Origin of the sequence: Humibacter albus DSM 18994 (assembly GCF_000421825.1) — a bacterium.
Lineage (GTDB): Bacteria > Actinomycetota > Actinomycetes > Actinomycetales > Microbacteriaceae > Humibacter > Humibacter albus.
In genome coordinates, this window is record NZ_ATXT01000014.1 from 119,146 (window position 1) to 139,118 (window position 19,973).

A 19,973-nucleotide genomic window follows, 5' to 3' on the forward strand; every position below is an offset into this window, starting at 1 on the left:
TGACCGCATGCCGCGGCTCATGCACGTGAACGGACCGTCCCGTGTCGGGAAGTCGACAGTGGCGCGCCGGTATGCGGCGGAGCATCCGGGAACGCTGAACGTCGACATCGATCTGCTCGTGGGGACGGTGGACGGCTGGCGAGACGACTTCGACGCGGCGCTGTCCGCGGCACGGGAGCTCGGGGCGGCGAGGGCGCTCGCGCATCTGCGAAACGGAGGCGACGTGGTGCTTCCGCAACTGATCACGAGCTACGACGCGAGCCCGTGGGCTCAGGAGCTCGCGGAGGAAGCGGGCGCCGAGTACATCGAGTTCGCCCTGCTCGTCTCGCGTGACGAGCATCGGCGACGGCTCGAGGCGAAGCGGCCGGACGGGGAAGTGGACGCGTGGGTGCAGGAGACGGTGTCGGGATCCGACGGTGCTCTGCTCGACAAGATCATCGCCGATCTCGACGACTATCTCGCCGGACGACCGGCCACGATCCGCATCGACACCGGGGCGCAGACGGCGGAGGAGACGTACGAGCTGCTGCTCCGTGCTCTTCGGGAGTGACGTGCTCTTCGGGAGTGACGTGCTCCGGGCTGCATCGCGGTCCTCAGGCCTTGAGCACCTTCTGAATGCGCTGCAGCGACACGGTCTCCGCCGTGCCGAGGTGCTGGGCGAACAGGCCGACCCGCAGCTCCTCGAGCATCCACCGCGCGTGCACGAGGTTCGGCGCGGTGTGTGGCGCCAACGGGATGCTCCCGCCCGCGTCGGTGAAACGCGTCGTCGCCGTCTGCACCTCGGTCATCCACACCCGATCACGACCCGGATTGTCGGGCAGCTTCTGGATGCGCCACACCAGAGCCTGCAGATACCGCGGCAGGTGCCGCAGCTGTGCAAGCCCCGTGCGCGAGACGAACCCGGTGAAGACGAGGCCCGCCAGCTGCGCCTTCGCGTCGGTGAGCGCACCGAGCAGCGCCATCGACGACGTCGCCGACAGTGATTTCTCGGCCGCCCGCTGCTCGGTGAGAATGCGCGCGACGAGCGAGACCGTCGTGAACAGGTCGTCCATCACGCGGGAGGAAACGGCATCCCGCGCCCGTTCGAACTCCGCTCGCGTGAACACCAGGCCGCCGGTCACCGTCTCGGTCAGCACTGCGTCGATCACCGCCGCGAGGCAGTCGTCGAAGAGCGCCTTCGTCGAGGCGTACGGGCTCGCCGCGAGCGCGAGCTTCTCGGCACTCGTCAGGTGTTCCTGCACGTATCCGACCGGCGACGCGATGCCGCCCAGCAGCAACGCACGCACCCCGTCGGGCAACGAACGCTCCTGCTCGCCCTGCGTGCCCACGACCCGGATGGCGACGCCGTCCTTCTCCGGCACCAGGGTGGGATACCCGCGGATGACGCTGCGCGGCATCCCGGTTCCTCGCCCGCCCTGCTCGGTGTCGACGAAGCGGGGCAACTCGTCGAAGTCCCAGGTGGTCAGCCCTGCGCGCTCGATCGGATCGCGCCGCTGCACGGATGCCTTCGCCACCGACTCGCGTACCTTCGGGGCGAGCCTGCGCTGCAGTTCGGTGACATCCTTCCCGGTGGCCACGACCTTGGATCGCTCGTCGACCACGCGGAACGTCATGCGCAGATGGGGTGGCACGCGCTCCACATCGAAGTCGGTCGGGTCGACCGGCGTGCCGGTGAGCCGCCGGATGGTGCGCGAGACGATGCTCGTGAACGGCTCGTCCGCGTCGGGACGACCGTTCGAACCGGTGGCGCCGGAACCCGAGCTGCCGGTCGTGCTTGCCCCGACACCCGGACCCGCGCCGACACCAGAGCCTGCGACGACGCCCGAGCCCGAGCCGACGCCTGCGGGCAGCTCCGCCGCGATGCGTGCGGCCCAGTCCGCGGCCGGCACCACGGAGCGGCGCAGCGCCTTCGGCAGTGTGCGGATCAGGGCCGTGATGAGCTCGGTGCGAAGACCGGGAACCTGGGCGTCGAAGCCGACGGGGATCAGGCGCGGCAGCAGGGCGATCGGCACTTGCACGGTGACTCCGTCGTCGTCGGAGCCGGGCTCGAAGCGGTAGCTCAGGGCGAGACGCTGGTCGCCCTGCTGCCAGACCGGGGGGAAGGCATCCTCGTCGACGACCGCCTCCTCGACGTCGTCGACGAGGTCCTCGCGGCGCATCGTGAGCAGTCGTCCGTTGGCGCGCCGTTCCTGGCGCCACCACGACTCGAACGCGCGGCTGTCGGTGACTTCGGCCGGGATGCGCTCCTGAAAGAACGCCACCATCGCCTCGTCGTCGAGCAGGATGTCGCGTCGCCGCGTGCGTTCCTCCACCTTCTCGAGCTCGGTGCGCAACTTCGCGTTGGCGCGCTGGAAGTCGAAGGCGTGATCTCGTGCCCGCGCCGCGGCGTCGCTCGGCCACTCGCCCCCGACCAGCGCGTGGCGGATGAACAGCTCCCGCGCGAGCGGCGCGTCGAGGCGACCGAGCTGCACCCGTCGCCGCGGCACGATCGGAACGCCGTACAGCGTGACCTTCTCGAACACCACCGCGGAGCCCTGGCGCCTCTCCCAGTGCGGTTCGCTGTAGCTGCGGCGCACCAGGTCGCCGGCCAGAGGCTCCGCCCAGGCCGGGTCCACGCCCGCGTTCATGCGCGCGAACAGCCGGCTCGTCTCCACCAGCTCCGCGCTCATCACGGCCTGCGGCTGCTTCTTTGCCAGAACGGACCCCGGGAAGATCAGGAAGCGCGTGTTGCGGGCGCCGACGTAGTCCTTCTTCGTAGCATCGCGCAGGCCGAGGTGCGAGAGCAGGCCCGACAGGAGCGAGACGTGGATGGCATCCCCGTCGACCTTGGCGTCGCCGGGCACGAGTCCGAGCGGCTTGGCCGTGCGTCGCAGTTGGCGGTACAGGTCCTGCCACTCACGGATGCGCAGGTAATTGAGGAACTCGCTCTTGCACAGGCGACGGAACGCGCTGGACCCGAGCTCCTTCTGTTTCTGCTCCAGGTGGTTCCAGAGGTTCAACAGCGTCAAGAAGTCGCTCGTCTGATCGGTGAATCGCGCGTGCTGCTGGTCGGCCTGGGCACGCTTCTCGAGCGGGCGTTCCCGGGGATCCTGGATGGTCAGCCCTGCGACGATCACCATCACCTCGCGCACCACGTTCTGCCGGCCCGCCTCGACGAGCATGCGCCCGAAACGCGGGTCGATCGGCAGGCGGGCGAGCGTGCGACCGGTCTTCGTGAGCCGGCCGTCGTGCACGGCGCCGAGCTCCGCGAGCAGATCCAGGCCGTCTTTGACGCCGCGCGAGTCGGGCGGTGTGAGGAACGGGAACGCCTCGATCTCGCCCAGCCCCAGCGAGATCATCTGCAGGATGACCGCGGCCAGGTTGGTGCGCAGAATCTCCGGCTCGGTGAACTCGGGCCTCTTCTCGAAGTCGTCCTCGGAGTACAGGCGGATCGCGATGCCGTCGCTCGTGCGACCGGACCGCCCTGAGCGCTGTTGCGCTGAGGCCTGCGAGATCGCCTCGATCGGAAGCCGCTGCACCTTCGCCCGCGTCGAGTACCGCGAGATGCGAGCCGTTCCGGCATCGATCACGTAGCGGATGCCCGGCACCGTCAGGCTCGTCTCCGCCACGTTCGTGGAGAGCACGATCCGGCGCCGGATGCCCGCGGGCGGGGCGGAGAAGACACGGTGCTGGTCCGGGGCCGACAACCTTCCGTACAGCGTCAGCACCTGCGTGGATGCCGCCTCCCCGCGACGCGTGAGATGTCCTCGGATCGCGTCTTCGGCATCCCGGATCTCGGTCTCCCCGGAGAGGAACACCAGCACGTCGCCGCTCTTCTCGCGTGCCAGCTCGTCGAGGGCATCGGTGATGCCGGTGAGGTAGTCGCGGTCGGCGGTCGGTGTGGCATCCACGTCGTCGCCCTCCTCACCGCTCTCGTCGGCGACCAACGGGCGGTAGCGCACCTGAACGGGATAGGTGCGTCCGGAGACCTCGATCACCGGCGCCGGCTCACCGGCGGCGTTCGCGAAGTGCCGCGCGAAGCTCTCCGGGTCGATGGTCGCGCTCGTGACGATGACCTTGAGGTCGGGGCGACGGGGGAGCAGCCGCCTGAGATAGCCGAGCAGGAAGTCGATCGTGAGGCTGCGCTCGTGCGCCTCGTCGATGATGATCGTGTCGTAGGCCTTGAGGTCCCGATCGCGGTGGATCTCGTTCAGCAGGATGCCGTCGGTCATCACCTTGAGACGCGTCGCCTTCGACACCTCATCGGTGAACCGCACCTTGAAGCCGACGAGCCCGCCGACTTCCTCGCCGAGTTCTTCGGCCACGCGCTCCGCGATCGCGCGGGCCGCGATGCGCCGCGGCTGCGTGTGTCCGATGGACTCTCGCCCGAGCTGCAGGCAGATCTTCGGCAGCTGCGTCGTCTTGCCCGACCCGGTCTCGCCGGCGACGATCACGACCTGGTTCTCGGCAATGGCGCGCGCGATCTCCTCGCGCCGTTCGCTGACGGGCAGTTCGGGCGGGAAGTGGATGACGGGGATGTCCGCGGTCCCGTGGCGAGGCGTCGCCGAGCGAGGCGTTGCGGAACGAGACGGTGCGTGACCAGACGGTGCGTGACCGTCGGCGGGATGATCAGCGGGGTGCGCGGGAGACATGAGCCTTCGATTCTATTCGCGTGCGCCGTCCCGCTCGTGTGCTCCCGTCGCACGCGCCGTAGCGTGCGCCGGCAAGGCAGACTGTCCCGGTGAGACTCTGGCATTCCCCGGCCGCCCGCACCGGGGCATCCGTCGCGATCGCCACCGGCCTGTACGGTGTCTCGTTCGGTGCTCTCGGCATCGCCTCCGGCCTGGACTTCTGGCAGACGCAGGTGCTCAGCCTGCTGCTGTTCTCCGGCGGTTCGCAGTTTGCGTTCATCGGCGTGCTGGCCGGTGGGGGAGCCGGCGGCGCCGCGCTCGGGTCGGCGGCGCTGCTCGGCATTCGCAACGCGGTCTACGGCATGCAACTCAACAGTCTGCTGCAGCCGAAGGGATGGCTGCGCCCGCTGGCCGCGCATGTCACCATCGACGAGTCCATGGCCACCGCCACGGCGCAGAGCGATCCGGCAGAGCAGAAGCGCGGGTTCTGGGTCGCCGGCGTCGGCATATTCCTGTTGTGGAATGTGTTCACCGCGCTCGGATCGCTGCTCGGGAACGCTCTCGGCGACCCGAAGGCCTGGGGCCTCGACGGCGCCGCGGTCGCCGCGTTCCTCGGGCTACTCTGGCCGCGCCTGAAAGCGCGCGAGCCCGTCGCCATCGCGGTCGCCTGCGCTGTTGTGACGATCGTCGCGGTGCCGTTCGTGCCGCCGGGCGTTCCGGTGCTCATCGCCGCGGTGGTCGCGGCGGTGTGGGGTGCGATCGGCAGCGGCGCCGCCGACGAGGGGCTGGAGCCCGACGTCGAACCGCATGAGTGGCACGAGCGATCCGAGGAGGACCGCCTGCCGTGATCACCTGGATCTACGTCATCGCCGCCGGAGTCGTCTCCTACCTGACCAAGTTCGTCGGGTATCTGGTGCCGGCGAAGCTGCTGAAGAGCAAGCGCATGACACGCATCGCCGGCACGCTGACCATCGGGCTGCTGGCATCCCTCACCGTGCTCAACACCGTGTCGAACGGCCAGCAGCTCGTGCTCGACTCGCGCATCGGCTCGCTCGTCGCCGCGTTCATCGCGCTGCTGCTGCGCGCCCCATTCCTCGTGGTCGTCGTCGTGGGGGCTCTCGCGGCGGCGCTGCTGCGGCTGGCCGGGCTGCCATAGGCGCCTCGCCGTGGCCCCGTGCCCGCCGTGGTCCCGTGCCTGCCGTGGTCCCGGAGGTACCGGGTGGCGGGGCGCCGAGCGACAGCGACGGGGAGTAGGTTGCTGGCAACCCGACAGGATTCGTCGATGGGGACGACATCCGGATGCCATGTCAAAGGAGACAAGGAGCAGCCATGACCAACGCAGCCGAGGCCATCGCACCGACATCGACGAGTGCCCAGCCGACCGGATTCGCCACCATCTCGGTGGCCGCGATCCTCGCGGAGGCGGCCCGCGCGAACCCCGAGCGCACGGCGGTGATCTTCGGCGACCAGCAGATCACGTACGACCGGCTCTGGTGGGAGACGCGGCGATATGCCGCTGCCCTGCGCGCTCGCGGCGTGGGGGAGGGGACGCAGGTGGCGGTGCTCATTCCGAACGTGCCCGACTTTCCGCGTGTCTACTTCGCGATCCTGGCGCTCGGCGGCGTCGTCGTGCCCGTGCACGCCCTTCTCAAGGCCGACGAGATCGCCTACGTTCTGCGCGACTCCGGTGCCACGGCGTTGATCTGCGCAGCGCCCCTGCTCGGCGAGGGCGCGAAGGGGGCGGCGATGGCCGGCGTCGACGTGCTCAGCGTGCTGGTGCCGGACGAGGCGCAGGCTGCGCTGCCGTTCCCGCGGTTGGAGGACGAGGCATCCGCTCTCGATCCGATCGACGGCTACGTGCCCCGCAACCCTTTCGACACCGCGACCATCCTCTACACGAGCGGCACCACCGGCAAGCCGAAGGGCGCGGAGGGATGCCACTTCGCCATCGTCGAGCAGACCAGCTCACTGCTCACCGACGCGTTCGACCTGACCGACGACGACGTCGTACTCGGATGCCTGCCCCTCTTCCACACGTTCGGCCAGGTGTGTGTGATGAACGTCGGATTCCGCGCGGGAGCGACGGTCGTGCTGGTGCCCAAGTTCGACGGCGCCACCGCGCTCGACCTCTTGAACAAGCACGGCTGCACGATCATGACGGGCGTCCCGACGATGTACATCGCACTGCTGGAGGCCGCCAAGGCGAATGCCGAGCGGCCGCCCCTGAAGTATGGGCTTTCCGGCGGGTCCGCGCTGCCGCTCGCGGTGATCGAGCGGTTCAAGGATGTCTACGGCGTGAACATCCACGAGGGCTACGGCCTCACGGAGACCTCGCCGGTCGCCACGTTCAACGTGGTCGGCAAGCCGACGCGGCCCGGCACGGTGGGCCAGCCCCTGTGGGGCATCGAGGTCGAGGTGGCCGACGCCGAGACCGACGATCGCATCGAACTGCTGCCGCGTGGCGAGCTCGGCGAGATCGTGGTTCGCGGACACAACCTGATGAAGGGGTACCTGCACCTGCCGGAGGCGACGGCCGAGGCGGTGATCGACGGCTGGTTCCGCACCGGCGACCTCGGCACCAAAGACGAGGACGACTACGTGACGATCGTGGACCGCAAGAAGGACATGATCGTGCGCAACGGCTACAACGTGTATCCGCGCGAGGTGGAGGAGGTGCTGTCGGCGCATCCGGCCGTCTCGATGGTGGCGGTGTTCGGGGTCTCGCACGCCACGCACGGGCAGGAGATCATGGCCGCCGTCACGCTCATGCCGGGCGCCACGGCGACCGAAGAGGAGCTCATCGAGCACGCGAAGGAGCACGTCGCGGCCTACAAGTTCCCGCGGCGCATCGAGATCGTCGAGACCCTCCCGCTCGGGCCGAGCGGCAAGGTGCTGAAGCGCGAGCTGATCCGCGTCTACGACGTCTGACCAGCACCGGCGGTGTCTGTGTCTGTGTTTATGTTTGTGCCGTTGCCAGGTCCAGTGCCGGTGTCGCTGCGTGCCGGCGGCCACTGAACGAGATCGGCCTCCCACGTGCTGGGCACGCCGACGCGACGCACCGAGCGGTTGGCGGCGAACGCGATGAAGCCGACCAGGAGCATCCCGGCGAAGGCCGCGAGGGCGAAGCCGACGCCGACGGTGCTGAGCAGGATGCCGCCGAGCAGCGGGGCGATCGGGGCGACGGCGTTCCACGAGAGTGAGAGCACCGAGTTCATGCGCGCCTGCACGTTCTGCGGTGTGATGGCGCTCACGTAGCCGAGCAGTCCGGCATTCACCGGCGGGATGAACACGGTCATCACGACCATGAGCAGCACATACCCCAGATAATCCGTGTCCAGCGCGAGGGTGAAGCCGCCGACGACCGAGGGAACCATGCAGGCGATCGCCAGCGGGCCGCTGGGGAATCGCTTCACGAGGGCGGGGGAGGCGATGGCGCCGACCAGCATGGACGCACCGGAGACCACGTCGATCAGCGCGATCAGCAGGGGTGCGGTGTGCGTGGCCACCAGGTGCAGATTGATCACCACGATCATGCCGCCGAAGGCCAGGTTGAGCAGGGCGAAGACTCCGATGCCGGTGCGGATGATGGGCACGGCCCAGACGAAGCGGAAGCCGTCGGCGAGCGCGGCCACCGAGCTCTGCTCGTGCCCTCCCGCGTGGCTGTCGTTGAGAGGACGGCGCACGAAGAGCGCCGTCACCCCGGCCACCACGTAGCCGAGCGAGCTGGCGAGGAACGGCAGCGCGCGGGAGAGCCCGTAGAGCAGTCCGCCGAGCGGGCCGGCGACGAGGCTGGCCACCGCGCCGCGCCCCTGCATGGCGGCCATCGCCGAGCCGAGCTGCTCTGCGGGCACGACATAACGGATGCCCGCCGCTTCCGTCGGCGCGTAGAACGCCGACACCGCCGAGACGACCAGGGGAGCGATCGCGAGCTCCGGTGCGGTGAGCGCGCCCGAGGCATCCGCGATCCACAGCCCGATCCAGATCGCGAAGCCCACCGCCGAGCAGACCAGGAGCAGTCGCCGTCGATCGATCCGGTCGGCGATGACGCCGGCAGGCAGTGTGGCCAGCAGCACACCCGCCTCGCTGATCGCGCCGATGACGCCCGCGAGGAAGACGGACTGCGTGATGCCGAACGCGATCAGCGGAACGGCGAACAAGGCGGCTCCGTTGCCGACCAGCTGCGCCGTCTTGCCCGTCATCAAGAGGAGGTACGGCGCGTTGCGCCAGAGGCTCGGCGCGACGGTGGATGCTTCGCGCGCTCCGATCGCGGACCCCGACGGCGGTCTCGTGGACTGGGTCATGTCCGCAAGTGTAAGTGCGCAACAACCATTGCGCAAGGATCAGTGCGCAATGGTTGTTGTCGTTTTTGATAGCCTGATGTTGTGGTCGAGCAGTCGTATGCGGTGACGGATCCTGCGGTGCTGCGGGCACTGGCGCATCCGCTGCGGCAAAGGATCCTGTGGGAGTTCGGTGCGCGCCTTCATCTGCGGGCCGCGGACCTCGCGAAGATCACCGGGGAGCCGGCCAACTCGATCAGCTTCCACCTCCGGTCGCTCGCCAAGGCCGGACTGATCGAGGAGAAGCCGGAGCACGCTCGTGACGGCCGGGACCGCGTCTGGGGCATGACGCACCCGGAGGGCGTCTACTTTCCCGAGGCCGACGCCACGACGAATGTGCTGGTGGCGGATCGGCTCGACTGGCTGCGAACGCTGATGGATGACAGCCTGCCGCGTGACCCGCGCGCAGCGCGCATGCAGTACATGGCGGCGGCGGTGCTGACGAAAGACGAAGCGCAGCAGATGTCCGACGAGGTGGCGGAGGTCTTCGAGAAGTGGCGGCTGCACGGAGCCGAGGCGGCGGCCGAGCATCCTGACGATCCGAACCGTGTGTTCCACTTCACAGCTGCGTTCGTCGGCAATCCTCGGCCGGAGGCCGAAGCGATGGAGACCGAGGCGACGAAGACCGAGGCGACGGCGCCGGGCGACGAAGGAGCGGTGTCGGCATCGGGGGCGCCTGAGTAGCGTTGACGTCATGACCACCACCGTTCCCACCATCGCCCTGAACAACGGCACGTCCATTCCGCAGCTCGGCTTCGGCGTCTTCCGGGTCGACCCGGAGCGCACGGCCGAGATCGCCGGCAACGCCCTCGAGGTCGGCTACCGGCACATCGACACCGCGGCCGGCTACCACAACGAGGCCGGCGTCGGTGAGGCGGTACGCGCCTCGGGCATCGCCCGCGAGCAGCTCTGGATCACGACCAAACTGGCCAACGGCGACCAGGAGCATCCCGAGGATGCCTTCCAGGCCAGCCTCGATGCGCTCGGCTTCGACTACGTCGACCTCTACCTCATTCACTGGCCGCTCCACGAGAAGGGCATCTTCCCGCAGGTGTGGAAGTCGCTCATCTCGATTCTCGAGAGCGGTCGGGCCAAGTCGATCGGCGTCTCGAACTTCCAGGTCGAGCACCTGCAGCGCGTCATCGACGAGACCGGGGTCACCCCCGCCGTGAACCAGGTGGAGCTGCACGTCGAGTTCCAGCAGCGCGAGCTGAAGGCCTTCCACGACCAGCACGGCATCGCGACCGAGGCCTGGTACCCGCTCGGCGGCGGGTCGCTGAGCGAGGCGCCGGTGCTGGAGCGTATCGCGCAGGCGCACGGCAAGTCGGTGGCGCAGGTCGTGCTGCGCTGGCACATGCAGGTGGGCAACATCGCGATCCCGAAGTCGAACCACCGCGAGCGCGCCGCGGAGAACCTCGACATCTTCGATTTCGAGCTGACCGCGGACGAGCTGTCGCAGATCGCCGGCCTCGACAAGGGCGAGGGCGGTCGGCGCGGAACGCACCCGCTGCAGATGCGCTGAGGGAGGCGACGCCTGTCTAGGCTCTAGCCATGGACCTCATCGCGCAGGGACGCACGGCCGACGTCTTCGATCTCGGGGAGGGCCGAGTGCTGCGCCGGTACCGGGACGGCGACCACGACGAGGCCGCCCGAGAGGCGAAGCTGCTCGAGCACCTCGCCGTGCTCCACTACCCGGCACCGCACGTGTACGGCGTCGACGGCGCCGACCTCGTGCTGGAGCGCGTCGATGGCGGCACCCTGTTCCAGGAGATGATGCACGAGCCTGCCCAGTTCCGCCGGTACGGACGCCTCCTCGGCGAGCTGCACGCGCGACTGCACCGGTTGAGCGCGCCGGCGTGGCTCGTCGATCAGGCGGGGCCGGCCGTCGGCGACGCTCCCGTCATCGTGCACCGTGATCTGCACCCGCAGAACGTGATCCTCTCCGAGCGGGGACCCCTCGTCATCGGGTGGGGCAGCGCATCCGCGGGACGTGCGGAGGTGGACGCCGCCGTCACCGCGATACTGGTGCTCGGCGCCGATCTCGGTCTGGAGGCATCCGTCGCCCAGCGCGTCGAGCCGTTCCGCATCATGCTCGTCGACGCGTTCCTGGAGACGTGCGGTGTGGACCCGCGGGACGGCCTCGACGAGGCGATCGGCTTCCGGCTCTCCACCGCGAACAACACGGCCGAGGAGACGCGCTGGCTGCGCGAGGAGGCACCGGACTGCCTCGACGCCTTCTACCTGGAGCCGCGGGCGGTCTGAGCGCTCACTCCTCTTCCGCGTGCCCGCGACGCGTCGGCACGAGCGCGAGCAAGAACATCAGGCACAACAGCACGAAGATGACCAGCCCGCACAACAGGTCGCTCGGCTTCGACGGGAACAGCCGCCCGTCGATCGAGATCACCATCGCGGTCTCCACGAGGCCGAACGCGACATAGAACGTCGCCAGTCCGGCGATCAGCCAACCGGGGCGCGTCCCGCGCCGGTGCAGGGCCGTGCGTCGCAGCTCGACAGTGAAGGCCAGGAGCAACACGGGCAGAATGTTGGCGAGCGCGGCGGCGGTGGGCGCGTCCACGATCACCAGCTTCACGCTGGGCACTCTAATCCAGGTGCGCACGTTCACTGCGGAACCGGTGCATGATGCGTCTGCGAGCCTAGGCTTGTCGCGTGCCGAACCGACTTGCGGATGCCGTCAGCCCCTACCTGCGCGCGCACGCGGACAACCCGGTGGACTGGCATCCGTGGGGCGAGGAGGCGCTCACCGAGGCCGCCGAGCGTGACGTGCCGCTCTTCCTCTCGATCGGCTACGCGACCTGTCACTGGTGCCATGTGATGGCACGAGAGAGCTTCAGCGACGCGGCGCTCGCCGCCCGGCTCAACGCGGAGTTCGTGCCGGTCAAGATCGACCGGGAGGAGCATCCGGACGTCGATGCCGCCTACCTCGCGGCCGCCGCCGCATTCACGCCGAATCTCGGCTGGCCGCTCAGCGTCTTCGCGACGCCCGAGGGACAGACGTTCTTCGCCGGCACCTACTTTCCGCCGGAGCCGCGCGCCGGCATGCCCGGGTTCGGGCAGATCCTCGATGCGGTGACGGATGCCTGGAAGAACCGCCGTGCGGACGTCGCCGACACCGCCCGTCGCGTCACGCAGGCGCTGCGCTCGCTGCGCGAGGACGCGGATGCGGGCGCCGACGCCGCCGGGAGCGCCGCCGGCGCGGATGACGGTGGCGGAACAGCGCTGCCGACGGTGGGCTCCTTGCGCCGCGCCGCTGAGTCGCTCGCGCTCGCGGAGGACCCGGAGTTCGGGGGATTCGGCAGCGCACCGGCCTTCTCAGGACCGAAGTTCCCGGCGGTGCCGGCGCTCGGGTTCCTGCTCGTCGCGGGTGATCCGGTCGCCGATCGCGCCGTTCGGCACACCCTGCGCGCCATGGCGGTCTCACCGCTGCGCGACGGCGTCGACGGCGGGTTCTTCCGCTACGGCACGCGCCGCGACTGGAGCGAGCCGCACTACGAGCGCATGCTCTACGACAACGCGGGCCTGCTGCGGCTCTACGCCGACGCTGCGACCGGCGACGACGCGCGCGAGTTCGCAGCCGTGGCCGACGGCGTCGCGTCGTTCCTGCTCGGCACCCTGCGCGTAGGCGGCGGCTTCGCCTCGGCACAGGACTCCGAGAGCGAGGTCGACGGCGTGCGACGCGAGGGGGCGTACTACCGGCTGGCCGCATCCGAACGCGAGAGGCAGCCCGCACCGGCCCTCGACGAGAAGGTGCTGACCGGCTGGAACGGTCTCGCCATCGGCGCGCTCGCGCACGCCGGCGCCCTGCTGTCCCGACCCGAGTGGGTGGACGCGGCACGTGCGGTCGCCGACGGGCTGCTCGCCGCGCACGTCTCCTCCGACGGCGGGATGCTGCTGCGCGCCTCGCTCGACGGCCGTGCCTCGGCGGCGTCGGCAGCGCTCGACGACTACGGCCTCTTCGCGTGCGGCCTGTTGGATGTCTTCCTCGCCACCGGCGAACCGGGTTATGCCCGCGCCGCCCGCGCTCTCGTCGACGCGACGCTGCGGGCGGCCGAGGCCGGCCCTCGCCCCGCGGTGTTCGCCGTGCCGGGCGGCGGCGATCCCGTGCTGGCGGCGCACGCCCTGGTGGCGGACGCCGATGCCTCAGAAGGCGCGTATCCGGGCGGGATGTCGTCGCTTGCCGACGCGGCACGCGTGCTGTACGCGCTCAGCGACGATGCCCGGTACCAGGAGGCGGCCGGCGCGGCGATCCGCACCATCGCGCCCGCGGCGCTGCGCTCGCCGATCGCCTTCGGCGGCGCGCTGCAGGTCGCTGTCGCGCTCGCCGGGGAGCTGCAGCAACTCGTCGTCGTGGTGCCGCATGGCGGCGAGGGCGCCGGCAACGGCGACGGCGCGGACATCCGCGCGGCCGTCGCGGAGCGGGTGCGTCGCGAGTCTGCGGGAACCGTCGGTGTCGTTGTGACGCAGGCACAGGCATCCGCTCTCGCCGACGACGGATTCGGGCTGTTCGACGACCGCAGCGCCCGCGACGGCGTCGCCACCGAATACCTCTGCCGCGCGTTCACGTGCGAGCTGCCGAGACCGTTCGCACGGTAGCGGGGCCGATCGCCGAGAGGAGCCCTCCCCGGTGGAAGCTCGTCAGCCCTCCCCGGTGGAAGCTCGTCAGTGGGTGCGCGGCGGCGGGCGCGCGGCGGCCCGACGTCAGGCGGCGTTCAGGCGTCCGAGCATGCCCCACACCGCCGGCGTGAGGTCGGGATGGTCGAGGGCCACACGGCGCAGCAGCTGGTATTCGAACCGCTCGCGCGCCTCCCGGCTCGCCGCAGGGTGATAGGCACGCGCGCGGGCCTCGCTCAGGTCGTGCGCCTCGATCGTCTCCTCGCGCAGCGTGAGCACCACCTGCTCGTCGACGCTCGGCAGATCGGGCAGGAACTCCCAGGGATCGTCGCCGAGCCGGCAGCGCAGCTCGATCACGGCCGCGAGCTCGTCGCGGGCCTCCTGGCGCAGCACCTCGAGGCTCATCGGGTGCTGGTACCGAGCATCCATCCCAGACCTCCCGTGAAGTTCGTCGACCTACTGCGCGTCGACCGTGCCCGTCGGCCATGCCGCGCACGATGCAGACAAGGGTACGACGCCGCGCCGACAGGGGCGAATCGCCTCGCGCGGAGCGTGAAGCCCGTGCGGATGGTCGGTGACGCATAACGATTCGTCACGAGAACGCCCAGTTGCCGCCTGCAGAGCCCACGACGCCCGGTGGTCGCGGCACAATGGGGTGTCCCCCGTCTGCTCGCCGAGAAAGGCCGTCATGCTTGCCGTGCTCGACTGGTTGAACGGCTCGCTCGTCTCGGTCGGTTCGCAAGACGTCACGCCCGCCGCGATCGTCGGTGTCTTCGTGCTGCTCGCGTGCGAGATCGCGATTCTGCGCGACCTGCGGAGCGCCTGGCCGCTGGCCGCGCTCGCCGCCGCGGTCTTCGCGCTGCTCGCCCTGGCCGATGGGCGGTTCGCGGATGCCGGTGTGCGCCTCATCCTCGCGGCACTGTGCGTCTACGGCTGGGTCGCGCGCCGTCGAGGCCGGGTGTGCGCTCCGCGACGCGCGGAGGGTCGGGAGATCGCCTACGGCGTCGTGCTGTTCGGAATCGCGACAGTCGTGGCGGCCTACGCGCTCACCGACCAGAACGGGGACTCGTTCCCCTGGGGATCCGCCGCGCTCGTCGCCGCCGTGTTCGTGCAGGTCGCCGCGCTGGCACGCGGGCTCCTGGTCGGCTGGTGGACGGCGCTCGGCGGTGCCGCACTCGCGACCGCACTGGCGGTGGCGGCGCAGGCCTGGGCATCCGCTGCTGCTGCCGTCGTCGTCGGCGTGGTCGCCGCGTACGGGTGGCGGCGCTGGCGGTGCATCGTCGAACCCGATTCGGCCCGCGTTCCCGTGGCCGCCGACGAACTGGACGAAGACGTCGTCGTCTGAGCCTGGGTTCGAGCGTCGTCGGCTCGGCTCGTGGTCAGGGCTCTTCGGCTGAGCAGAGCCCGCCCGGGAACGGGTCCCAGCCGCCACGATGGTGTCATGACGAATCTGAACCATCGAAACCTGGGGCGCAGCGGCACGTCCGTGAGCGACCTCGCACTGGGCACCATGACGTTCGGCCATGAGGCGAGCGAGGAGGCCTCCCACGGCATCCTCGACGCGTACGTGAAGGCCGGCGGCAACTTCATCGACACCGCGGATGTCTACACCCACGGGGTCTCGGAGGAGATCGTCGGCCGGTGGCTGGCCGCGCACCCGACGGAGGCCGACCAGCTCGTCATCGCCACCAAGGGGCGCTTCCCGATGGGCGACGGGCCGAACGACCTCGGGCTGTCACGACGCCACCTCTCGCGTGCCCTGGACGCGTCGCTGTCACGCCTCGGCGTCGAGACGATCGACCTCTACCAGATGCACGCGTGGGATGCCCTCACGCCGATCGAGGAGACGCTGCGGTTCCTGAACGACGCGATCACCGCCGGCAAGATCCTGTACTACGGCTTCTCGAACTTCACCGGCTGGCAGCTCACCAAGGCGGTGCACGTGGCACGCGCGCACGGCTGGGCGGAGCCGGTCACGCTGCAGCCGCAGTACAACCTCATCGTGCGCGGCATCGAGCACGAGGTCGTTCCCGCGGCGCTCGACGCGGGCGTGGGACTGCTGCCTTGGTCGCCGCTCGGCGGCGGCTGGCTGACCGGCAAGTACCGGCGTGACGAGGCACCGAGCGGCGCGACGCGTCTCGGCGAGGATCCCGAGCGCGGCATGGAGTCGTGGCGTGCGCGCAACGACGACCCGCGCACCTGGCGGATCCTCGACGTCGTGCAGGAGATCGCCGGGGTGCACGAGGCCTCCGCGTCGCAGGTCGCGCTCGCGTGGCTGTTGACGCGGCCGGCCGTGACCAGCGTCATCCTCGGCGTCCGCACGCTGCAGCAGCTGAACGACAACCTCGGGGCGAGCGGGCTCGAGCTCACCGAGGCCCAGGTCGCCGCCCTCGACGAGGCGAGCGCTCCCCGCGTCGAGGACTACCCGTACGGCGAGCCGGGCGTGCGCCAGCGCCATCGCCGCATCGACGGCGGGCGTTGAACGCCTCGACGTGCGCGCCGGCCGATCGGCGTGCACGTCGGTGGCCGGCGCTAACGTGGCGGCATGTTCCTCCTGTCCGATGACGCGGCGAGCGCCGACACCACGGCGCCGAGCACGGTGGTGCTGAGCCCCAGCGACCTCACCACCGCGTCCGCCTGCGAGTTCGACTTCCTCCGCAGGCTGGATGCCCGGCTCGGCTGGGGACCGCAGGTCGAGACCCCCGCAGACGCCATGTACGAGCGCACCTCGAGGCTCGGCGACGAGCACGAGCACCGCGTGCTCGAGCGTTACCGGGCGGAGTTCGGCGAGGCGGTCGCGGAGTTCGAGCGGCCGGACCACCCGAACGCCGAGACGCTGATCGAAGCGGCGGATGCCACGACCGCGGCTTTCCTGGCCGGCGCGCCCGTCGTCTATCAGGGCGTCTTCTTCGACCCGGCCGACGACGACGGCGTCGCCTTCGTCGGCTACGCCGACTTCATCGTGCGCGAGGCGGACGGCCGGTACCGGGTCGAGGACACCAAGCTCGCCAGACACGCGAAGGTGACGGCCCTGCTGCAGGTGGCGGCCTACGCGCTGCAGCTGGAGCGCATCGGCGTGCGGCCGGCCGACGAGGTGCTCCTGCTGCTGGGCAACGGGACGCAGAGCCGTCACCGGCTGGCGGACATCCTCCCCGTCTACCGCAAGCGGATCGCGCGACTGCACGCCATCGTGCGGGAGCACCTCGCCGACGGGGCGGCCGTCGCGTGGGGCGACGAGCGGTTCTCGGCGTGCGGACGCTGCGACGTGTGCGCCGCCGAGGTGGAGGCGCACCGCGACGTGCTGCTGGTGGCCGGGCTGCGGGTGACGCAGCGTCCGCGGCTGCGGGCCGCAGGCATCCTCACCATCGACGATCTCGCCGGGCAGAGCGACGACAGCGAGGTCGAGGGGATCGCGACGCATACGCTGACGACGTTGCGGCACCAGGCGCGGCTGCAGCTGGCGGCCGAGGTCGGCAGCCCGCCACCGGTGGAGGTCTACGACCCGCGGGCGCTCGCGGTGCTGCCGGAGCCCGACGACGGCGACATCTTCTTCGACTTCGAGGGCGACCCGCTGTACACCGAGGGCGACGACCGGGTGTGGGGACTCGACTACCTGTTCGGGGTCGTGCAGACCGACGGTGAGTTCAAGCCCTTCTGGGCGCATTCGTTCGCGCAGGAGCGCGAGGCGCTGATCGCGTTCCTGGATGACGTCGCGCGGCGCCGCGCGGAGCATCCGGGCATGCACATCTACCACTACGCGTCGTATGAGCGAACCCACCTGCTCTCTCTGGCCGCCCGGCACGGGGTAGGGGAGCAACAGGTCGACGATCTGCTGCGCGACGACGTGCTCGTCGACCTCTACCCGCTGGTGCGCAAGTCGGTCAGGGTCGGCAGCCGGTCGTACTCGATCAAGAAGCTCGAGCCGCTCTACATGGGCGAGCGGCTGCGCTCCGGAGACGTGCAGAACGCGGGAGAGTCGATCGAGGAGTACGCCTCGGCGATGGCGCTCGTGCGATCCGGCGACGTCGAGATCGGGCAGCGGGCGCTCGACTCGATCGCCGACTACAACCGTTACGACTGCGATTCCACGCTCGCGCTGCGCAACTGGCTGCTGGGGATCGCGGCGGAGCACGGCGTGATGATCGGACTTCCCGAGCCGGAGCGCGACGTGCCGGAGCTGGAGCAGTCCACGCTGCGGGACGAGCTGCTGGCGCTCTCCGGCGACCCGGCGGTGCCGCACCGCGCGGGAGCGGACGTGACGCGCACCCGTACCGACGATCAGACGGCGGCAGCGCTCGCGGCGGCAGCCCTCGACTACCACCGCCGTGAGCAGAAGAGCTTCTGGTGGGGCCACTTCGCGCGGCTCGTCGACCCTGTCGAGGCATGGGCGAACACGCGTGACGTGCTCATCGTCGAGCGCATGGCGGTGGAGCGCGACTGGTACCAGGAAGGGGCGCAGCGCACCCAGCGCCGGCAGCTCCGGCTGACCGGCGCGTTCGCACCGGGCTCCACGCTCAAGGCGGGCGGCGAGGTGTACCTGCTCTATGAGAACAGCGCGTCGGAGCCCGGTCCGTATCCGGTGACGCACGGCAGTCGCGGCTCGCGGTCATCGCACCGTGTGCGCATCCTCGATGCGGGCGACGACTGGCTGCTCGTCGAGGAGAAGCTGCCGCAGGCGCTGCCGCCGCACGATCGCGTTCCGCTCGCGGCGACGCCCGGGCCGCCTCCGCCTCCCGGTCAGCAGGTGTCGGCCATCGCCTCGTGGTGTCAGTCGATCGTGGACGCGCAGCCGCAGTGGCCGAGCGACCCGGTGACCGACCTGCTGCGGAGGGTGCCGCCGCGTGCGCGCGGGGCGAGCGTCGCCGATCGGGTGGAGCGGGCATCCGATGAGGATCGCATCGCTGCCGTGACGTCGACGGTGGCGGATCTCGACGACTCCTACCTCGCGGTGCAGGGGCCGCCCGGCACGGGCAAGACGTATCTCGGCGCGCACGTGATCGCCTCGCTCGTGCGCGATCATCGGTTCGCGGTCGGCGTCGTGGCGCAGTCGCACGCCGTCGTCGAGCATCTGCTCGGCGAGATCGTGACGAAGGCAGGACTGGATGCCTCGCTCGTCGGCAAGGCACCCCAGACCGGCACCGATGCCGGTGCGCCGCGCCCCTACACGGTGCTGCCCCAGGACGGCCAGCTCGCCTTCGCGCAGCAGAACCGCGGCACCGGGTTCGTGCTCGGCGGCACAGCCTGGGTCTTCAGCAATCCGGCCCGGGTTACGGCACGAAGCCTCGATCTGCTCGTGATCGACGAGGCTGGCCAGTTCTCCCTGGCCTCCACCGCGGCCGCGGCGGTCGCCGCGCGCCGGCTGCTGCTGCTCGGCGATCCGCAGCAGCTGCCGCAGGTCAGCCAGGGGCTGCATCCCGAGCCGGTGGACGGGTCGGCACTCGGCTGGATCAGCGACGGGCACGACGTGCTGCCGGCATCCCTCGGCTTCTTCCTCCCGCAGAGCCGGCGCATGCATCCCGCGCTCGCGCGGCGGGTCTCCACGCTCTCGTACGAGGGCAGGCTGCACGCGCACTCGGAGGCCGCGGCGCGCCGGCTCGACGGCGTCGAACCGGGCCTGCACGCGGTTCCGGTCGAGCACGAGGGGGATGCCACGGACTCCGCCGCGGAGGCGCAGCGCGTCGTCGAACTGGTCGAGCAGACGCTCGGGCGTCCGTGGCGCGACGACTCGGAAGGGCGTGGCGCGGGGCAGCGAGCGCTGGGCGAGGGCGACGTCATCGTCGTCACCCCCTACAACGCCCAGCAGGTGAGGGTGCGGGCCGCGCTCGACGGGGCCGGGCATCCGGGTGTGCGGGTCGGCACCGTTGACAAGTTCCAGGGTCAGGAGGCGGTTGTCGCAATCGTCACGCTCGCGGCGTCGTCGCCCGAGTACGCTCCGCGCGGCATGGGGTTCCTGCTCATGAAGAACCGGCTGAACGTCGCCGTCTCGCGTGCCCAGTGGGCCGCATACGTCGTCTACTCGCCGCTCTTGACGGAGTATCTGCCGGCGAAGCCGGACGGCCTCGCCGAGCTCAGCGCGTTCATCACGCTCGTGGAGGGTTCTTCTTAGCCGCGCGCCGTTTGCCGATGTACATGCCGATCATCACGGCGCCGATTGCGGCGAGCACGAATCCCGAGGCCTGCAGCCAGCCGATCCCGTCCGTCGGCAGACCGGTGTTGATCGCCACCACGACCTGGTAGCCGAACCCGGCCACGAGCCCGAGAACGATGAACACGATGCCGACGGTGAGGAGCGCTTTCACGTCCGTCAGCCTAGGTCGTCTGTGCTGAGCGAGCGGTCGACAGCGGTTCGACGACGATCGCCGACGGCAGCGGCCGTGGCAGTGGCCGTGGGAGCATG

General features: G+C 70.3%; 16 protein-coding genes. 11 read left to right on the forward strand and 5 right to left on the reverse strand.

Annotation, left to right across the window (positions count from 1 at the left end; translation table 11 throughout):
- The first annotated feature begins 7 nt into the window (after nt 1–7).
- Nucleotides 8–550, forward strand: a complete 543-nt coding sequence (locus H623_RS18600; RefSeq protein WP_022900427.1) for a P-loop nucleotide/nucleoside kinase family protein — start codon at nt 8–10, stop codon at nt 548–550.
- Between the two features lie 43 nt (nt 551–593).
- On the opposite strand, the gene hrpA is transcribed toward H623_RS18600, so the two are convergent.
- A complete protein-coding gene (gene hrpA, locus H623_RS0108050; protein ID WP_022900428.1) occupies nt 594–4,631 on the reverse strand; it encodes an ATP-dependent RNA helicase HrpA in 4,038 nt (1,345 codons plus the stop codon).
- Between the two features lie 89 nt (nt 4,632–4,720).
- Between hrpA and H623_RS0108055 the strand changes: the two genes are divergently transcribed.
- The 3 genes from H623_RS0108055 to H623_RS0108065 all read left to right on the forward strand — a co-directional run bounded on the left by H623_RS0108055 (nt 4,721) and on the right by H623_RS0108065 (nt 7,538).
- Nucleotides 4,721–5,458 carry an AzlC family ABC transporter permease gene (locus H623_RS0108055; RefSeq protein ID WP_022900429.1) on the forward strand — a complete coding sequence of 246 codons (738 nt, stop codon included), beginning with the start codon at nt 4,721–4,723 and terminating at the stop codon, nt 5,456–5,458.
- Nucleotides 5,455–5,766 (forward strand): AzlD domain-containing protein, encoded by a 312-nt coding sequence (locus H623_RS0108060; protein WP_022900430.1) that lies wholly within the window; start codon nt 5,455–5,457, stop codon nt 5,764–5,766. The genes H623_RS0108055 and H623_RS0108060 overlap by 4 nt, the downstream gene beginning before the upstream one ends.
- Nucleotides 5,767–5,939: 173 nt before the next feature.
- Complete coding sequence (locus H623_RS0108065; RefSeq protein WP_022900431.1) at nt 5,940–7,538, forward strand: long-chain-fatty-acid--CoA ligase; 1,599 nt, start codon at nt 5,940–5,942, stop codon at nt 7,536–7,538.
- On the opposite strand, the gene H623_RS0108070 is transcribed toward H623_RS0108065, so the two are convergent.
- On the reverse strand, nt 7,526–8,911 hold the full coding sequence (locus tag H623_RS0108070; protein ID WP_022900432.1) for an MFS transporter: 1,386 nt from the start codon (nt 8,909–8,911) through the stop codon (nt 7,526–7,528). The genes H623_RS0108065 and H623_RS0108070 overlap by 13 nt on opposite strands.
- 81 nt (nt 8,912–8,992) lie before the next feature.
- On the opposite strand from H623_RS0108070, the gene H623_RS20985 reads away from it, so the two are divergent.
- The 3 genes from H623_RS20985 to H623_RS18610 are packed head-to-tail and all read left to right on the forward strand — an operon-like array spanning nt 8,993 to nt 11,209.
- Nucleotides 8,993–9,631: a winged helix-turn-helix domain-containing protein gene (locus tag H623_RS20985; protein ID WP_022900433.1), complete on the forward strand. Its 639-nt coding sequence runs from the start codon at nt 8,993–8,995 to the stop codon at nt 9,629–9,631.
- A 10-nt stretch (nt 9,632–9,641) separates the two neighbouring features.
- The gene (locus H623_RS0108080; RefSeq protein ID WP_022900434.1) at nt 9,642–10,469 is read left to right on the forward strand and encodes an aldo/keto reductase; all 828 of its coding nucleotides are present in this window, start codon (nt 9,642–9,644) and stop codon (nt 10,467–10,469) included.
- A 29-nt stretch (nt 10,470–10,498) separates the two neighbouring features.
- Nucleotides 10,499–11,209 carry a phosphotransferase gene (locus H623_RS18610; protein WP_022900435.1) on the forward strand — a complete coding sequence of 237 codons (711 nt, stop codon included), beginning with the start codon at nt 10,499–10,501 and terminating at the stop codon, nt 11,207–11,209.
- Between the two features lie 4 nt (nt 11,210–11,213).
- Here the strand turns inward: H623_RS18610 and H623_RS0108090 are convergent, their stop codons facing one another.
- Nucleotides 11,214–11,537 carry a hypothetical protein gene (locus tag H623_RS0108090; RefSeq protein WP_026940094.1) on the reverse strand — a complete coding sequence of 108 codons (324 nt, stop codon included), beginning with the start codon at nt 11,535–11,537 and terminating at the stop codon, nt 11,214–11,216.
- Nucleotides 11,538–11,614: 77 nt separating this feature from the next.
- Between H623_RS0108090 and H623_RS0108095 the strand changes: the two genes are divergently transcribed.
- The gene (locus H623_RS0108095) at nt 11,615–13,558 is read left to right on the forward strand and encodes a thioredoxin domain-containing protein (RefSeq protein WP_022900437.1); all 1,944 of its coding nucleotides are present in this window, start codon (nt 11,615–11,617) and stop codon (nt 13,556–13,558) included.
- Between the two features lie 105 nt (nt 13,559–13,663).
- On the opposite strand, the gene H623_RS0108100 is transcribed toward H623_RS0108095, so the two are convergent.
- Nucleotides 13,664–13,981 carry a hypothetical protein gene (locus H623_RS0108100; protein WP_245558957.1) on the reverse strand — a complete coding sequence of 106 codons (318 nt, stop codon included), beginning with the start codon at nt 13,979–13,981 and terminating at the stop codon, nt 13,664–13,666.
- Between the two features lie 283 nt (nt 13,982–14,264).
- Between H623_RS0108100 and H623_RS0108105 the strand changes: the two genes are divergently transcribed.
- The 3 genes from H623_RS0108105 to H623_RS0108115 all read left to right on the forward strand — a co-directional run bounded on the left by H623_RS0108105 (nt 14,265) and on the right by H623_RS0108115 (nt 19,682).
- Nucleotides 14,265–14,921, forward strand: coding sequence for a nicotinamide mononucleotide transporter (locus H623_RS0108105; RefSeq protein ID WP_022900439.1), 657 nt, complete (start codon nt 14,265–14,267; stop codon nt 14,919–14,921).
- A 105-nt stretch (nt 14,922–15,026) separates the two neighbouring features.
- Entirely contained in the window at nt 15,027–16,058 is a 1,032-nt protein-coding gene (locus H623_RS0108110) for an aldo/keto reductase (protein WP_026940095.1), read from the forward strand.
- A 63-nt stretch (nt 16,059–16,121) separates the two neighbouring features.
- Entirely contained in the window at nt 16,122–19,682 is a 3,561-nt protein-coding gene (locus H623_RS0108115) for a TM0106 family RecB-like putative nuclease (RefSeq protein ID WP_022900441.1), read from the forward strand.
- Here H623_RS0108115 and H623_RS0108120 read toward each other — a convergent pair.
- Nucleotides 19,657–19,875, reverse strand: a complete 219-nt coding sequence (locus H623_RS0108120) for a hypothetical protein (RefSeq protein WP_022900442.1) — start codon at nt 19,873–19,875, stop codon at nt 19,657–19,659. The two genes, H623_RS0108115 and H623_RS0108120, sit on opposite strands and share 26 nt — an antisense overlap.
- Between the last annotated feature and the right edge of the window lie 98 nt (nt 19,876–19,973).

Excerpts from the sequence above, each read along its gene's own strand:
- H623_RS18600 (WP_022900427.1), top strand. The coding sequence starts at position 8 with ATGCCGCGGCTCATGCACGTGAACGGACCGTCCCGTGTCGGGAAGTCG.
- hrpA (WP_022900428.1), bottom strand. The coding sequence starts at position 4,631 with ATGTCTCCCGCGCACCCCGCTGATCATCCCGCCGACGGTCACGCACCG.
- H623_RS0108065 (WP_022900431.1), top strand. The coding sequence starts at position 5,940 with ATGACCAACGCAGCCGAGGCCATCGCACCGACATCGACGAGTGCCCAG.
- H623_RS0108070 (WP_022900432.1), bottom strand. The coding sequence starts at position 8,911 with ATGACCCAGTCCACGAGACCGCCGTCGGGGTCCGCGATCGGAGCGCGC.
- H623_RS0108080 (WP_022900434.1), top strand. The coding sequence starts at position 9,642 with ATGACCACCACCGTTCCCACCATCGCCCTGAACAACGGCACGTCCATT.
- H623_RS18610 (WP_022900435.1), top strand. The coding sequence starts at position 10,499 with ATGGACCTCATCGCGCAGGGACGCACGGCCGACGTCTTCGATCTCGGG.
- H623_RS0108100 (WP_245558957.1), bottom strand. The coding sequence starts at position 13,981 with ATGAGCCTCGAGGTGCTGCGCCAGGAGGCCCGCGACGAGCTCGCGGCC.
- H623_RS0108105 (WP_022900439.1), top strand. The coding sequence starts at position 14,265 with ATGCTTGCCGTGCTCGACTGGTTGAACGGCTCGCTCGTCTCGGTCGGT.
- H623_RS0108115 (WP_022900441.1), top strand. The coding sequence starts at position 16,122 with ATGTTCCTCCTGTCCGATGACGCGGCGAGCGCCGACACCACGGCGCCG.